Origin of the sequence: Micromonospora sp. WMMA1949 (genome assembly GCF_027460145.1) — a bacterium.
Classification (GTDB): domain Bacteria; phylum Actinomycetota; class Actinomycetes; order Mycobacteriales; family Micromonosporaceae; genus Micromonospora.
The window spans coordinates 482,872-496,377 of sequence record NZ_JAPZBG010000001.1 but is presented as its reverse complement, the minus strand read 5'-3'; the positions used below and the strand labels follow the sequence as shown (position 1 = coordinate 496,377).

At 74.4% G+C, this 13,506-nt stretch carries 16 protein-coding genes; 7 read left to right on the top strand and 9 right to left on the bottom strand.

Annotation, left to right across the window (positions count from 1 at the left end; all coding sequences use genetic code 11):
* Positions 1-102 precede the first annotated feature (102 nt).
* A complete protein-coding gene (locus O7607_RS02145) occupies positions 103-231 on the top strand; it encodes a hypothetical protein (RefSeq protein ID WP_255292629.1) in 129 nt (42 codons plus the stop codon).
* A gap of 41 nt (positions 232-272) precedes the next feature.
* Here the strand turns inward: O7607_RS02145 and O7607_RS02140 are convergent, their stop codons facing one another.
* Entirely contained in the window at positions 273-1,259 is a 987-nt protein-coding gene (locus tag O7607_RS02140) for a pirin family protein (RefSeq protein ID WP_269700615.1), read from the bottom strand.
* Between the two features lie 11 nt (positions 1,260-1,270).
* On the bottom strand, positions 1,271-1,753 hold the full coding sequence (locus O7607_RS02135) for a MarR family winged helix-turn-helix transcriptional regulator (protein ID WP_269700614.1): 483 nt from the start codon (positions 1,751-1,753) through the stop codon (positions 1,271-1,273).
* A 114-nt stretch (positions 1,754-1,867) separates the two neighbouring features.
* Between O7607_RS02135 and O7607_RS02130 the strand changes: the two genes are divergently transcribed.
* The gene (locus O7607_RS02130) at positions 1,868-2,452 is read left to right on the top strand and encodes a DUF1684 domain-containing protein (protein WP_269700613.1); all 585 of its coding nucleotides are present in this window, start codon (positions 1,868-1,870) and stop codon (positions 2,450-2,452) included.
* Positions 2,453-2,505: 53 nt separating this feature from the next.
* Here O7607_RS02130 and O7607_RS02125 read toward each other — a convergent pair whose 3' ends face one another.
* On the bottom strand, positions 2,506-3,093 hold the full coding sequence (locus O7607_RS02125; RefSeq protein ID WP_269700612.1) for a general stress protein: 588 nt from the start codon (positions 3,091-3,093) through the stop codon (positions 2,506-2,508).
* Between the two features lie 112 nt (positions 3,094-3,205).
* On the opposite strand from O7607_RS02125, the gene O7607_RS02120 reads away from it, so the two are divergent.
* Positions 3,206-5,050 (top strand): glycoside hydrolase family 15 protein, encoded by a 1,845-nt coding sequence (locus O7607_RS02120; protein WP_269700610.1) that lies wholly within the window; start codon positions 3,206-3,208, stop codon positions 5,048-5,050.
* A gap of 83 nt (positions 5,051-5,133) precedes the next feature.
* Positions 5,134-5,634 (top strand): metallophosphoesterase family protein, encoded by a 501-nt coding sequence (locus O7607_RS02115; protein WP_269700609.1) that lies wholly within the window; start codon positions 5,134-5,136, stop codon positions 5,632-5,634.
* A 2-nt stretch (positions 5,635-5,636) separates the two neighbouring features.
* On the opposite strand, the gene O7607_RS02110 is transcribed toward O7607_RS02115, so the two are convergent.
* Positions 5,637-5,861 carry a DUF3072 domain-containing protein gene (locus O7607_RS02110; RefSeq protein ID WP_269700607.1) on the bottom strand — a complete coding sequence of 75 codons (225 nt, stop codon included), beginning with the start codon at positions 5,859-5,861 and terminating at the stop codon, positions 5,637-5,639.
* Between the two features lie 101 nt (positions 5,862-5,962).
* On the opposite strand from O7607_RS02110, the gene O7607_RS02105 reads away from it, so the two are divergent.
* Positions 5,963-6,901 carry an NAD(P)/FAD-dependent oxidoreductase gene (locus O7607_RS02105; protein WP_269706873.1) on the top strand — a complete coding sequence of 313 codons (939 nt, stop codon included), beginning with the start codon at positions 5,963-5,965 and terminating at the stop codon, positions 6,899-6,901.
* Positions 6,902-6,954: 53 nt separating this feature from the next.
* Here the strand turns inward: O7607_RS02105 and O7607_RS02100 are convergent, their stop codons facing one another.
* From O7607_RS02100 to O7607_RS02090, 3 genes are all read right to left on the bottom strand, one after another.
* Positions 6,955-8,244: a cation:proton antiporter gene (locus O7607_RS02100; RefSeq protein ID WP_269700605.1), complete on the bottom strand. Its 1,290-nt coding sequence runs from the start codon at positions 8,242-8,244 to the stop codon at positions 6,955-6,957.
* A 101-nt stretch (positions 8,245-8,345) separates the two neighbouring features.
* The gene (locus O7607_RS02095) at positions 8,346-9,023 is read right to left on the bottom strand and encodes an HAD family hydrolase (protein ID WP_269700603.1); all 678 of its coding nucleotides are present in this window, start codon (positions 9,021-9,023) and stop codon (positions 8,346-8,348) included.
* 9 nt (positions 9,024-9,032) lie between these two features.
* On the bottom strand, positions 9,033-11,186 hold the full coding sequence (locus O7607_RS02090) for a SpoIIE family protein phosphatase (protein ID WP_269700600.1): 2,154 nt from the start codon (positions 11,184-11,186) through the stop codon (positions 9,033-9,035).
* A gap of 200 nt (positions 11,187-11,386) precedes the next feature.
* On the opposite strand from O7607_RS02090, the gene O7607_RS02085 reads away from it, so the two are divergent.
* On the top strand, positions 11,387-12,247 hold the full coding sequence (locus O7607_RS02085) for a mechanosensitive ion channel family protein (RefSeq protein WP_128138840.1): 861 nt from the start codon (positions 11,387-11,389) through the stop codon (positions 12,245-12,247).
* Positions 12,248-12,307: 60 nt separating this feature from the next.
* On the opposite strand, the gene O7607_RS02080 is transcribed toward O7607_RS02085, so the two are convergent.
* On the bottom strand, positions 12,308-12,667 hold the full coding sequence (locus O7607_RS02080; protein WP_269700596.1) for a DUF6401 family natural product biosynthesis protein: 360 nt from the start codon (positions 12,665-12,667) through the stop codon (positions 12,308-12,310).
* Between the two features lie 163 nt (positions 12,668-12,830).
* Here O7607_RS02080 and O7607_RS02075 point away from each other — a divergent pair, with 163 nt between their 5' ends.
* A complete protein-coding gene (locus tag O7607_RS02075) occupies positions 12,831-13,277 on the top strand; it encodes a hypothetical protein (RefSeq protein ID WP_269700594.1) in 447 nt (148 codons plus the stop codon).
* A gap of 1 nt (position 13,278) precedes the next feature.
* On the opposite strand, the gene O7607_RS02070 is transcribed toward O7607_RS02075, so the two are convergent.
* On the bottom strand, positions 13,279-13,491 hold the full coding sequence (locus tag O7607_RS02070; protein ID WP_018784964.1) for a hypothetical protein: 213 nt from the start codon (positions 13,489-13,491) through the stop codon (positions 13,279-13,281).
* Positions 13,492-13,506: the final 15 nt, after the last annotated feature.

The following is a 13,506-nucleotide window of genomic DNA, read 5'->3' as shown; positions in this document are numbered from 1 at the left end:
GGACCCCCGGCAGGGCCCCGCACGTCGAGCAGCAGGTCGGCGTCGGTGCGCGCGTCAGGGGTGCGCCGGACCCCTGGACCGCGAAACCGAGGAGGCACCGACATGCCCGCCGAGACGACGAACACCGTGACCGACGACCGCGACCAGGCGGTGGAGGGGGAGCGGGGTGCGCTGGTGGCGGTCCTGTTGATGGTGATCCTCGGGGTGGCCGGGATCTTCGCCGTCTCCTGAACCGCCCGGGCGCCCCGGCGAACCGGGGCGCCCGTAGCAGGTCAGGGCCGGTCGCCCTGGCCGTCGCTGTGCGGCACCCGCCCGGTCGGGATCACCCCGAGCCGGCCGGCCTGGAAGTCCTCGACCGCCTGGATCAGCTCGGCGCGGGTGTTCATCACGAACGGGCCGTAGTGCGCCACCGGCTCGCGGATCGGCTGGCCGCCCATCAGGTACAGCTCCAGCGCCGGGGCGTTGGAGTCCTGCGTCCGGTCGGCGGTGATCCGCAGCGCCTCACCGGGCCCGTGCACGGCGAGCTGGCCCAGGTGGATCGGCCGCCGGTCGGTGCCGACAGTGCCGCGCCCGGCCAGCACGTACACCAGCGCGTTGAAGTCCGACCGCCACGGCAGGCTCAGCTCGGCGCCGGGCTGCAACGTGACGTGCGCGATGGTGATCGGCGTGTGCGTCGAGCCCGGACCCTGGTGCCCGGCGACCTCACCGGCGATGACCCGGATCAGGCCGCCGCCGTCGGGCGTGGTGAGCAGCGCCGACTCCCGGCCGCGGATGTCCTGGTAGCGGGGCGCGCTCATCTTGGCGATGCTGGGCAGGTTGACCCAGAGCTGCAGGCCGTGGAACAGCCCGCCGCTCATCACCAGGTGCTCCGGCGGCGCCTCGATGTGGAGCAGGCCGCTGCCGGCCGTCATCCACTGGGTGTCGCCGTCGGTGATGGTGCCGCCGCCACCGGTCGAGTCCTGGTGGTCCATGATCCCGTCGATCATGTAGGTCACCGTCTCGAAGCCGCGGTGCGGGTGCCAGGAGGTGCCCTTCGGCTCACCCGGCGCGTAGTCGACCTCGCCCATCTGGTCGAGGTGGATGAACGGGTCCAGCTCGGTCATCGGCACGCCGGCGAAGGCCCGGCGGACCGGGAAGCCCTCGCCCTCGTACCCGCTGGGGGCGGTGGTGACCCGGCGGACCGAGCGGTATTCGGTGGCCTCGCCGAGCTGCGGCAGGCGGGGCAGGACGAGGACGTCGTCGACGGTGATCGCGGGCATCGCGGGGCTCCTTACTTGTCGGCCGGGGTGGACGACGCGGTGCGGTCGGCGCGCAGGCGCCGGCCGAGCCGCTCGAAGACCCGGGTGAGGCAGGCGACCTCGGCGTCGTCGAGGTCGTCGATCAGGTGGGCGCGCACGGAGCGCAGGTGGTGCGGCGCGGCCTCGCGCAGGGCGAGCAGGCCGGCGGCGGTGAGCACGGCCTCGCTGCCGCGCCGGTCCGCCGGACAGGCCTCTTTCGCCACCAGGCCGCGCTTGCGCATCGTGGTGATCTGGTAGGTCAGCCGGCTCGGCGAGAACACCAGCCGGTCGGCCAGCTCACCCATGCGCAGCCGGTGGCCGGGTGCCTCGGAGAGCAGGACCAGCACGTGGTAGTCGGCGAAGCTCAGGTCGCTGTCGGCGCGCAGGTCGTCCTCGAGCCGGGTGAACAGCCGCTGGCTCGACTCGATGTACGCGCGCCAGCAGGCCATCCGCTCGGCGTCCAGGCTCTCCGTCATGGCTCCGAGAGTAGCACTATTTAAAATTTAAACAAGAGGCCCTGCCGTGCGCGAATCGGCGATGGCGGGCTGCCTCCTCAAAATCTGAACGGCTGACCCGGCTAGGGTCGGGGGATGGACGATCTCGACCTGCTCGACTGGCGGGAGCAGGTGGCCCGGCTCTACCTGTCCGACCTCGACCTGGCCGGATTCCGGGCCGCCCGCGACGAGCTGTTCCGCACCCACCCCAGCAGCCCGGTGCCGCCCGCCGACCGGCCCGGCTTCACCGGCCTGCGCTGGTACCCGCCCGACCCGTCGGCAGTGGTCGAGGCGCCGCTGCGCCCGGCCTCCGGTGAGCTACGCATCGACACCGGTGGCCCGGACGGCGTGGTCGCGTACCGGCGGGTGGCGGTCGCCGCGACGCCGTGGGGACCGCTGACGCTGTGGTGGATCGAGGCGTACGGGGGCGGGCTGTTCCTGCCGCTGCGCGACGGCACCTGCGGCGACGGCTCGTACGGCGGGGGCCGGTACCTCACCGACACGGTGAAGGGCACGTTCGGCCGCGGCCTGACCGTGCTGCCCGGCGACCGGGTCCGGCTGGACGCCAACTACCTCTACAACCCCAGCTGCGCCTACGACGACAGGTGGGCCTGCCCGCTGGCCCCGCCGGAGAACCGGGTGGACGTGCCGCTGCGGGCCGGGGAGCGGGCGTACCACTGACGCGGCGAGGGAGGACCCCGGTGGGGCCCTCCCTCGATGTCGCGTACCGCCGGTCAGCGGGCGGTGGCGCCGGTCGGTGTCAGGTGCATCCGGCTGAGCAGCTGCTGGGCCTGACCGGCCAGCTCCGCGTCCACCGTCACCGCGTACTGGGCGGCCCGTAGCGAACTCGCCGAGGTGAAGTCACGCTGACCACCGCTCATCGCGTGCGCGACAGCGCCGAACACCGCACCCCAGATCGCGCCGATCACCAGCCCGACCAGGATCACCGCCAGCCAGTTGCCGGCCGTGAAGATGCCGAACAACAAGCCGATGAACAAGCCGAACCAGGCGCCGGTGCCGGCCCCGAGCAGGGCCGCCCGGCCCGTGGTGAGCCGTCCCATCACGGTCTCCACGAGCGTGAGGTCCGTACCGACGATCGAGGTACGTTCCACCGGGAACCGGTTGTCGGCCAGATAGTCCACGACGCGCTGGGCGGACGGATAGTCCGGGTACGAGCCGATCGTGACGGTCGGCGCCCCGGCCTGCGGGCCGTGGCCGTCCCCGTTCGGCGGCGTCGGGCGACCGCCCGGGCCGGACGGGAGGTTGTCGCTGCCCGGCATTCCGGGTTGCCAGGCCGCGGTCGGAGTCGAGGGTCTGGTCATGAGCATCCTCCTTCGTCAACCCGCCGCGTTCCCGTCGCCGGGCAGCGGTAACGCACCGGCCCGGACCGATGTGGCGAGGCATGCCGATGCCCCGGGCCGGGTAGCCACATCCGTGCCGACCCGAAGGATCAGCGACCACGGCTTCCTCGCCGACGGGCGCAGCGCGGCCCTGGTCGACCGCGAGGGCGCGGTCACCTGGTGGTGCCCGCCCCGGTTCGACGCGCCGTCGGTGTTCGGGCGGCTGCTCGACTCCGACGCCGGGCACTGGAGCATCCGCCCCGAGGGCACGGCCACCAGCACCCGCTCCTACCTGGACGACGCGCTGGTGCTGCGTACCGTCTTCCGCACCGCGACCGGCACGGTGGCCGTCACCGACGCCCTGGCCCTGGAGCCCGGCGCGCGTGGTCACGAGATCGGGATGCGCTCGCCGCGGGTGCTCGCCCGGCTGGTCGAAGGGCTCACCGGCGAGGTGCCGATGCGCGTCGAGTACGCGCCGCGGTTCGAGTACGGCCGGGTCGGCGCCTACCTGACCGAGTGCGACGGCGTGATCGCCGCCACCGCCGGCGCCTGCCGCCTCGAGCTGCGCGCCGACGTCCCGCTGACCGTCGCCGGGGGAGCCGCCACCGGGGAGTTCACCGCCCGCGCCGGCAGCACCCACCGCTTCACCCTCGGGTACGCCCCGACGTACGCCGGTGCCGCACCGGCGCTGCCCGACGCCGCCGAGGCGGTGGCCGAGACCGTCGCCGCCTGGCGGTCCTGGTCGGCGCTGCACGACTACCAGGGTGAGTACCGCGACGAGGTGCGGCGCAGCGCGCTCGCGGTGCAGGGCATGACGTACGCGCCCAGCGGCGCGGTCGTCGCGGCGGCCACCACCTCGGTGCCGGAGCGGCTCGGCGGCGACCGCAACTACGACTACCGCTACGTCTGGCTGCGCGACTTCAGCCTCACGCTCCAGGCGCTGTGGCGGGCCGCCTGCCCGGACGAGGCGGACCGGCAGTTCACCTGGGTGGCCCGGGCGATGGGCCGGATCGGCGACGAGCCGGTGCCGGTCATGTACGGCGTCGAGGGGGAGCGGGACCTGACCGAGCACGACCTCGACCACCTGGCCGGGTACGAGCACAGCCGGCCGGTGCTCGTCGGCAACGACGCCTGGCGGCAGCGGCAGAACGACGTGCTGGGCGAGGTGCTCGACGCCGCCTGGGTGATGCGGTACTACCTCGACCCGATGTCGCCGGAGGTCCGCGACCTGCTGCGGACACTCGCCGACCAGGCCGAGCGCGGCTGGCACCGGCCCGACGCGGGGATGTGGGAGGGGCGCGGCCCGGAGCGCCACTACGTGTCGTCGAAGGTGGAGTGCTGGACCGCGCTGGACCGGGCGGTCCGGTTCGGTTCCCGCATCGGCGAGCCCGCCGACGTGGCGCGCTGGGCCGCCGCGCGCGACGAGGTACGGGCCGCGGTGCTCACCCACGGCTGGAACGAGCGGGCCGGCGCGTACACCGGGGCGTTCGGCTCCGACGCCCTGGACGCCTCGGTGCTGGTCATGCCGCTGGTCGGCTTCCTGCCGGCGAGCGATCCGCGGATGCGCGCCACGATGGACGTGCTGGAGCGGCGGCTGTCCCGCGACGGGCTGCTGCGGCGCTGGGACGGCGACCCGGCCGGATTCGTGATCTGCTCGTTCTGGCTGGTCGCCTGCCTGGCCGAGGCGGGGGAGCTGGACCGGGCCCGGCGGCTGTTCGAACGTCTCGCCGCCCGCACCAACGACCTCGGCCTGTACGCCGAGCAGATCGACCAGGACACCGGCGAGCAGATGGGCAACTTCCCGCAGGCGTACTCGCACATCGGCCTGATCATCGCTGCCGGCCGCATCACCGACGCCGCCGCCCGAGCCAAGGCCACCCCCGCCGAGGCCCCCGCCGAGGCCCCCACCCCCACCCCCGCCTCTCCGCGTCGATCATGAAGTTGACGGCGTAGTCGATCTCCCTGAGTGCCGCCAACCTCCTGATCGACCCCGAGGGCGCGGGGGTGGGGGAGGATGACGGGGTGGAAATCGTGATCATGGCGGATACGCATGTGCCCAAGCGGGCGCGGGATCTTCCGGCGCCGCTGTGGGGGGCCGTCGAGGCCGCGGACGTGGTGGTGCACGCCGGGGACTGGGTGGACGTGGCGCTGCTGGACGCGCTGGAGGCGCGGTCGCGCCGGCTGATCGCCGTGTACGGCAACAACGACGGGCCGGAGCTGCGCGCCCGGCTGCCCGAGGTGGCCCGCGTCGAGCTGGACGGCCTGCGCGTCGCCGTGGTGCACGAGACCGGCCCGAAGACCCGCCGCGAGGAACGCTGCGCCGCCGCGTACGGCGACTGCGACCTGCTCGTCTTCGGGCACTCGCACATCCCCTGGGACAGCGTCGCCCCGGGCGGCCTGCGCCTGCTCAACCCCGGCTCACCCACCGACCGGCGGGCGCAGCCGTACGCCACCTACCTGACCGCGCGGGTGGCGGCGGGGCGGCTCGACCGGGTCGAGCTGCACCGTTTGCCCCCGCGCTGACATCAGCGGCCCCGGCCGGTCTCCGCCTGGAGCTCGTCGATCCGCCGGGACGCCTCGGCCTTGGTCAGGCCCTCCGGCACCGGCTCGCCCGCCTCCTGGGCCAGGGTGTGCAGGTACGACTCCTGGGCGGCGGTGGGCGGCTCGTCACCGGTGACCCAGTCGTCCGGGTCCTTGACGGCGGCGTCCGGGTTCACGTTCCTGGCGCTGGTGTTGGCGCGGTCGGCCATGCTGATCACCTCTCCTCGAACAGGTGTTCCACTACCCCCAGCCCGGCGGGTTCATGCCGGCCGCCGCCTACGATCACCTGGTGACGGCGGATCGGGCGGGCGTGGTGGTGGTCGGCGCGGGCATCGCCGGGGTGGCGTGCGCGACCGAGCTGGCGCGGGCGGGTGTCCCGGTACGGATACGCGAACGGGCCCGGGTCACCGGCGGGCGGATGGCCAGCAAACGCTTCGACGGCCGCCCGGCCGACCTGGGCGCCGCGTACTTCACCGTGGACGACAGGGACTTCGCCGCCGTGGTGGACCGGTGGCGGGCCGCCGGGCTGGCGCGGGAGTGGACCGACACGCTCGTCGCGTACGGGCCGGGCGGGCGCGAGCAGGTCACCGGCCCGATGCGCTGGGCCGCCCCGCGCGGACTGCGCTCGCTCGTCGAGCACCTGGCGGGAGACCTGCCGGTGACACACGACCGGCTCGTGATGGTGGTCGAGCCCGGCCCTCGGGTGGACGGGACCGAGGCCGAGGCGGTCGTGCTCGCCATGCCCGGCCCGCAGGCCGCGCTGCTGCTGGACCCGGCACTGGCCGCTGCCACCCGGGCCGTGGCCGCGCAGCGCTGGTCGCCGGCGCTGAGCGCGGTGCTGCACTTCCCGGCCCGCCGCTGGCCGGACTTCCGGGGCGCGTTCGTCAACGACCACCCCGTGCTCAGCCTGGTCTGCGACGACGGCGACCGGCGCGGCGACGGCGCGCCCGTGCTGGTCGCGCACACCACCGCCGGGTTCGCCGCCGGGCACCTGCTCCAGCCCACCGCCGCCCGTCCGGCGATCGAGCAGGCGGTCCGCGACCTGCTCGGACTGCCCGAGCCGGCGGTGTCGGCGCACGTGCACCGCTGGACGTACGCCACCCCGGCCGCGCACGCCGGGGAGGCGGCGTTCCACCTGGACGACGACGGGATCGGCCTGGCCGGCGACGCGTTCGGGCGCCCGCGCGTGCAGACCGCCTGGCGCTCCGGCCGGGACCTGGGCCGCGCGCTCGCCGCCCGGCTGGGCTGATCCGGGCCGACCGCGGGGCCCGCCGATCCGGGGCCCGCCGACCCGGGGCGCGCTCAGCCGGTGGCGCCCACCGGTTGCGCCGCCGACCCGGCCCGCGTGTCCTCGCCGGTGCGTTCGCCCTCCCGGTCCAGCAACTGCATGACCGGTGTCGCGGCGATCCCGTGCGCCACCACCGACACCACCACCACGAGACCGACTGTGGCCCAGACCAGATCCGCCTGCGGAAAGTCGGTCTTGCTGGTGGCGTACGCCAGGTAGTAGAACGAGCCGACGCCGCGGATGCCGAACAGCGAGATGACCCAGTGTTCGGCCGGTTTGCCGGGCGCACCGCGCAGCGACAGCCACCCGGCCAGCGGCCGGATCACCAGCACCAGGGCCAGCCCGGCCAACGCCGCCGGCCAGGTCAGCGGCGCGAGCAGCCCGCCGATCACGGCGCCGCCGAACAACAGCAGCAACAGCACCGTGAGCAGCCGCTCCACCTGCTCGGCGAAGTCGTGCAGCACGGAGTGGAACTCGTGCGTACGCTCGGCGGCCCGGATCGCGCGGGCGGCCACGAACACGGCCAGGAAGCCGTACCCGCCGGCCACCTCGACCAGCCCGTACGCGAGGAACGTCGCGGCCAGCGCGAGGAAGCCCTCGGAGTGCTTGGCCAGCCGCAGCTTGCTCGGGGCGCGGAAGAACAGCTTGCCGAGCAGCCAGCCGACGAGCAGCCCGCCGCCCACCCCGGCGGCGAGCTTGTAGAGCACGTCGATCGCGAACCACTCGGCGAGCCAGCCGGACGGCGCGAGCCCGGTGGTGGCGATCGCGATCGCCGCGTACACGAACGGGAAGGCGAGCCCGTCGTTCAGGCCCGCCTCGGAGGTGAGCGCGAAGCGCACCTCGTCCTCGGAGTCCTCCACATCGGTCGGTTCGCCCACCTGCACGTCGGAGGCGAGCACCGGGTCGGTGGGTGCGAGCGCCGCGCCGAGCAGCAACGCCGCGGCCGGCACCAGGCCGGCCCACCACCAGCCGAGCAGTGCCACCGCGGCGATGCACAGCGGCATGGCGATCGCCAGCAGCCGCCACGTCGACGACCAGCGGGCCCAGCTCAGCGGACGGTCGATCTTCAGGCCGGCGCCCATCAGCGCGACGATCACGCCGACCTCGGTGAGGTGGGTGGTCAGTTCCGGCCAGCGCAGCGGGTCCGGTGTGGGCAGACCGGTGGGCAGCAGGAACACCAGCATGCCGAGCCCGAGGAACGCGATCGGCATCGACAGCGGCCGTCGCTCCAGGACCCGGGGCAGCACCCCGGCCAGCAGCGCACCGACGCCCAGCAGAGCGAACGCGACATCGACCGGTTCCACGACACCACCCTTCCGGCGCCCGGCGCCCGGGCGGTGGAGTCCGGAAGTGCCCCGAAGCGGGCCCGGTTAAGCGTGCGCGGGTCCGCGGGTTGACCGGCCGGTCAGCCGAGCGTGCCGATGGCGCTGTCCGGCAGGGCGTCCAGCAGCGCCGCCGGGTCGTCGTAGACCGCCACCGCGCCCGCGCCGGCCAGTTCCGCGCGGCCGGTCCCGCCGCAGGTCAGGCCGATGCAGGGGATGTCCAGCTTGCCGGCGGCGGCGACGTCCCACACCGAGTCGCCGACGAACACCACCCGCTCGGCGGCCAGCCCCGACTGCTCCAGCGCGGCGACCAGGATGTCCGGCGCCGGCTTGCTCTCCTGCGCGTCGGCCGACGAGGTGACCGAGTCGATCACGTCGTCGGCGTCCAGCGCCGCCCGCAACGCGGTGACCTCGTGCTCGGCCGCCGAGGTCGCCAGCACCACCCGCAGCCCGCGCTCCGCGCAGGCCCGCAGCAGCTCCCGCGCCCCGGGCAGTGGCGCGAGCCGTTCCCAGTACTCGCCGTAGAGCGCGTCGTGCGCGTCGCGCAGCCGGCCGTCGGCGTCCCGGTCCCGCTCCGCGCCCAGCAGGTGGTCGAGCAGCTTGTCCGAGCCCATGCCGATGGACCTGTGGATCCGCGCCATCGGCACCCGGTGGTCGGCCTGCCGCAGCGCCTCCCACCAGCTCACCGTGTGCAGGTACGTCGTGTCGACCAGGGTGCCGTCCACATCGAAGAGGACACCGCGTCGCTTGTCGTCGGCCATGCCCGGCTCCTACCCGCCCGGAGCGTCGCCGACGCGCGGCTCACCCGCCGGAATGAGGATCTCGAACCACACCGTCGAGCCGCGTACGGTCGGATCGGTGCCCCAGGCGTCGCTCAGCTCCTCGATCAGGCCCAGCCCGCGGCCCCGGCTGCTGAGCGTGTCGGTCTGCGCCCGGGTGACCTGACCCCGGGTGCCCGAGTCGGCCACCGATACCAGCAGCCGCTCCGCGGACAGGTCGACCTCGACCCGGGCGGCGGTGCCGGCGTGCAGCAGCGCGTTCGTGGTCAGCTCGCTCGTGCACAGCACCGCCGCGCCGATCACCGCCTCGGGCACGTTCCACTCGCCGAGCTGCGCGGTCATCCAGTGCCGGACCCGGCTCGGCGCGGTCGGCTCGGCCGGCACCTCCATGCTCGCCGACCGGCTGGGGCGCACCGCGTACTCCACCGCGAGTACCGCCACGTCGTCCTCGGTGGCGCCCGGCACCGACGCGGTCGCCACCGCGCACAGCGCGCGCGGGTCACCGCCGGCCGCCCCGGTCACCGCCGCGCCCAGCCCGGCCATCCCGGCGGCCAGGTCCTGCCAGCGTCGCTCCACCACGCCGTCGCTGTAGAGCAGCAGGGTGTCGCCGGGCCGGAACGGCACGGTGGCGGTACGCGCCCGCCCGCCCAGGCCCAGCGGAGGAGCGGGCGGCACGTCGACGAACTCGGCGGCCGCCGCGTCGGGTCCCGCGCGCCGGATCAGCGGCGCGGGATGACCGGCGCTGGCGAGCGTGATCAGCTCGCGGTCCGCCTCGACCACGCCGAAGACCACAGTCACGAACAGCTCCTGGGTGCCGCCCTCGACGCCGAGGCTGCTGACCAGCCGGTCCAGCCCGTCGAGCACCGCGTCCGGGCGGGGGTCGACCAGGGCGAGCGCGCGCAGCGCGGCGCGTACCTGGCCCATCCGGGCGGCGGCCTGCACGTCGTGCCCGGCCACGTCGCCCAGCACCACACCGAGCGCGCCGGTGGGCAGCAGGAACGCGTCGTAGAAGTCGCCGCCGGCCGCGTTGCCGTCGACGCCCGGGTCGTAGCGCGCGGCGATGCGCAGCCGGGGCAGCTCCGGCAGCCGTTCCGGCAGCATGCTGCGCTGCAGCATCTGAGCGGTGCCGTGCTGGGTCTCGAAGCGGCGGGCCCGCTCGGCGGCCTGACCGACCAGCTCCGCGGACGCGGCCAGCAGCGCCCGTTCCGCGGGGGACCAGGGACGCGGCTCCCGGTAGCCGATGGTGAGCGAGCCACGGACCACAGTCGTGCGCAGCGGCAGCGCCGCGAGCGCGCGGATCTTCTCGTCGTGCCGGTCCGCCGCGACGCCGCGCAGCGGCTGCCCGTCGGCGGTGAACGAGGCGACGCCACTGCGCGCGCTCACCACCGCCGGCAGGGCCGACTCGGCGGACATCCGGCGCCACAGCGGGGGCAGCCGCTCGTCGGCCTCGTCGAGCAGCTCACCGCGGATGCGGCGGACCAGCCGCCACGCGCTGCCCTCGTCCACCGCGAAGGACACCCGGTCGGCGTCGAAGGAGTGCAGGCAGTAGCGCAGCGCCACCCGCGCCACGTCGTCGAGCGTGAGCGTGCCGGCCAGCGCCGCCGCGAAGTCGCTCAGGCTCTGCAACTGCTGGGTCAGCTGGGTGGTCTGCGCCGAGACGGTGAGTACGCCGGCGATGCGGCCGGCCGAGTCACGGACCGGGCAGTGGCCCCTGGTGAACACGGCCGGCTCGGCCGGGCCGTGCCGGTCGGCCGGCAGCACCGCCTCCCGCTGCAGGAACGGCTCGCCGTGCCGGTAGACCCGTTCCAGCGCCTCGCCGGCGCCCGGGTCGCGCCACACCTCGGCGAACGCCTCGGCCGCCGGCCGGCCCAGCGCCTCCGGGTGCCGGTCGCCGATCAGCTCGGCGTACCCGTCGTTGTAGAAGACCACCAGGTCGTCGCCGAGGAGCAGCGCCATCGGCACCGGGGAGGCGAGCACCACGTCCGCCACGGCGCGTACCGCGGGGTCCCACGTGTGCGGGGCGCCCAGCGGCGTACCGGCCCACGGGTGGGCGGTCCCGGCCGCCTGCCCGGCGACGACGGGATCGGTGGGCGCTCCCGGTGCGGGGGCGGACGGTGTGGGAACCCGACCGACGGTGCCTGGCATGACCGCAGCCTAACCGGAGCCTGGCCGGGTGGTTCCGATCATGCGTCCGCGGCGGGTCCCGGCTCCCGGCGGCGGGGACATTCGGGCAGGTCAGGGCCAGTTCGATCACCCATGTCGGGAAATTGGGCCGGTCCGGCCCGGCGTGCTGCCCAGGTCACCGGGTATGCGGGCGGCGCAGTTCACGCGACAGGAGGGACATCATGCCGAAAACCCTCGCGGTCGGACAGGTCGACATCAGTGCGGCCTGGACCGACTTCTGGAGGTCGGTGCTGCTCTTCGTACCGCGGGCGATCGCGTTCATCGCGATCCTCGTCGTGGGTTGGCTCATCGCCCGAGCCGTCCTCAAAATCGTGGACGCGGCACTGGAACGAGTGGGGTTCGACCGCGCCGTCGAACGAGGCGGCGTCAAACGGGCCCTGGAACGCACCAAGTACGACGCCAGCGACATCCTGGCCAAACTGGCCTACTACGCGGTCCTGTTGTTCACCCTGCAGTTCGCCTTCGGGGTGTGGGGACCGAACGCGATCAGCGACCTGATCCGCGGGGTGGTGTCCTGGCTGCCGCGGGCCTTCGTGGCGATCGTGATCGTGGTGATCGCCGCCGCCATCGCCAACGCCGTCCGGGACCTGGTCTCGGGTGCGCTCGGCGGGCTCTCGTACGGCCGGGTGCTGGCCGACGTGACGGCGATCTTCATCCTTGCGCTCGGCGTGATCGCCGCGCTGAACCAGGTGGGCATCGCCACCACGGTGACCACACCGGTGCTGGTGGCGTTCCTCGCCACCGTGGCCGGCATCCTGATCGTCGGTGTCGGTGGTGGTCTGGTCAAGCCGATGCAGGACCGCTGGGACGGGTGGCTGCACCGGGCCGCCGAGGAGTCCCGGGCGTTCCGGGAGCAGCGGCAGGCGCAGCAGGCCGGCCGTGGCGACTACGAGCGGCGGATGGCCGACCGGGGCGGGCAACCGACGCCGGCGGCGCAGCAGTCGTCCATGTCGGGCGCGGGCACGTACCGCTCCGGCGAGGCGGGCGACGAGACGCAGCAGTTCCGTCGGCCGGGCGGCTGACGGCAACAGGTGACGGGGTGTCCGCGGGGCGATCGCGGGCGCCCCGTAGCCGTGTCCGGGTCAGGCCAGGTGGCGCGGGTCCAGCCCGCGGGCCAGCAGGCACACCGCGAGCAGGCGGGTGAGCGTCCAGTCCGGCTCGGACCAGTCCGGCTCGGCCGGCGGCGTCCAGCCGTGCTCGGCCGCCGCCTCGCGCAGACCCTCGGCGTACCCGGCGAGCGCCGCCACCGTCAGCGGGCGGCGGTCGCCGTCGAGGCTGTCGCGTACCCCGGCGGCGTGCTGGTCGACCTCGGCGAGCAGCCCGGGGTTGGCGTGGGCCGCGGCGAGGCCGGCGGTGCCGACGGCGGCGGTCAGCGTGGTGAGGGTCGACCGCGCGGCCACCGCCGCGGAGCGGGTCGCGACCCGGTTGTTCGGCACGCGCATGGTGTCCGAGGCTATCGCCGCCCACCGGGAGCCGGCCTCGGCCGAGCGGCGGATGCCCGGGTCGTCCGGGGGAGCCGTCGCCTCGTCCGCCGGGATTGAGTCGCCCGTGCGGGGGCAGAAGTCCGGTACGCAGACCACACGATCGGGGTCACGGAGGGACACGATGGGACAGCGGCCCGACGGACCGGACCGGGCACACCGGCGCCCGGACGGAGTGAGTGACGCCACGGTCGAGGCGCTGGGCAAGCTCAGCGAGGCCCTGGAGTGCGTCGAGCGGGCCCGCGGCCACCTGTACGAGCTGCACCAGCTCATCGGCCACGCCGACCTGATGCTCGACGACGCGGTTCAGATGTTCCGCTCCGCCGGTCACCCGGCGCTCGCCGAGCGGATCGACAGGGAACTGCTCGGCCGCAACGTCATCGCCGGACGGTGGACGTTCCAGATCGTCGAGGACTTCGACGACGGCTACTACGCCCTCTTCCGGGAGCTGGACCGGCAGGCCCGCGACGAGCTGGTCGGGGGCCGGCGGCACCTCTACGAGGCGGAGATGAAGGAGCGACGCCGCAGCCGGGGGGTGCCGGGACACGAGGCGCGCCCCGGCACACGCTGAGTCAGTCGGAGGAGCGTGCTTCGGCCGGGCGACGACGGGCGCCGTCGTCGGCGATGATCACGGTCGCGACCATCAGCGCCACCACCAGGCTGAACAGCCAGGAGCTGTCCTCGGTGAACCGGGCGGAGACCGGAGCCTGGATCGCGGCGAGCAGGAAGCCCAGCCAGGCGAGCTTGCGCTGACGGTTGGAGAGGAAACCGGAGCCCTGTTGCATCCCGAAAGTCTTGCG

Bases quoted from the DNA above. Each gene is read 5' to 3' on its own strand.
- O7607_RS02095 (WP_269700603.1), bottom strand. From the start codon at position 9,023: ATGGCCGACGACAAGCGACGCGGTGTCCTCTTCGATGTGGACGGCACC.
- O7607_RS02080 (WP_269700596.1), bottom strand. From the start codon at position 12,667: ATGCGCGTGCCGAACAACCGGGTCGCGACCCGCTCCGCGGCGGTGGCC.
- O7607_RS02110 (WP_269700607.1), bottom strand. From the start codon at position 5,861: ATGGCCGACCGCGCCAACACCAGCGCCAGGAACGTGAACCCGGACGCC.
- O7607_RS02090 (WP_269700600.1), bottom strand. From the start codon at position 11,186: ATGCCAGGCACCGTCGGTCGGGTTCCCACACCGTCCGCCCCCGCACCG.
- O7607_RS02070 (WP_018784964.1), bottom strand. From the start codon at position 13,491: ATGCAACAGGGCTCCGGTTTCCTCTCCAACCGTCAGCGCAAGCTCGCC.
- O7607_RS02145 (WP_255292629.1), top strand. From the start codon at position 103: ATGCCCGCCGAGACGACGAACACCGTGACCGACGACCGCGACCAGGCG.
- O7607_RS02135 (WP_269700614.1), bottom strand. From the start codon at position 1,753: ATGACGGAGAGCCTGGACGCCGAGCGGATGGCCTGCTGGCGCGCGTAC.
- O7607_RS02125 (WP_269700612.1), bottom strand. From the start codon at position 3,093: ATGACCAGACCCTCGACTCCGACCGCGGCCTGGCAACCCGGAATGCCG.
- O7607_RS02075 (WP_269700594.1), top strand. From the start codon at position 12,831: ATGGGACAGCGGCCCGACGGACCGGACCGGGCACACCGGCGCCCGGAC.
- O7607_RS02085 (WP_128138840.1), top strand. From the start codon at position 11,387: ATGCCGAAAACCCTCGCGGTCGGACAGGTCGACATCAGTGCGGCCTGG.
- O7607_RS02140 (WP_269700615.1), bottom strand. From the start codon at position 1,259: ATGCCCGCGATCACCGTCGACGACGTCCTCGTCCTGCCCCGCCTGCCG.
- O7607_RS02130 (WP_269700613.1), top strand. From the start codon at position 1,868: ATGGACGATCTCGACCTGCTCGACTGGCGGGAGCAGGTGGCCCGGCTC.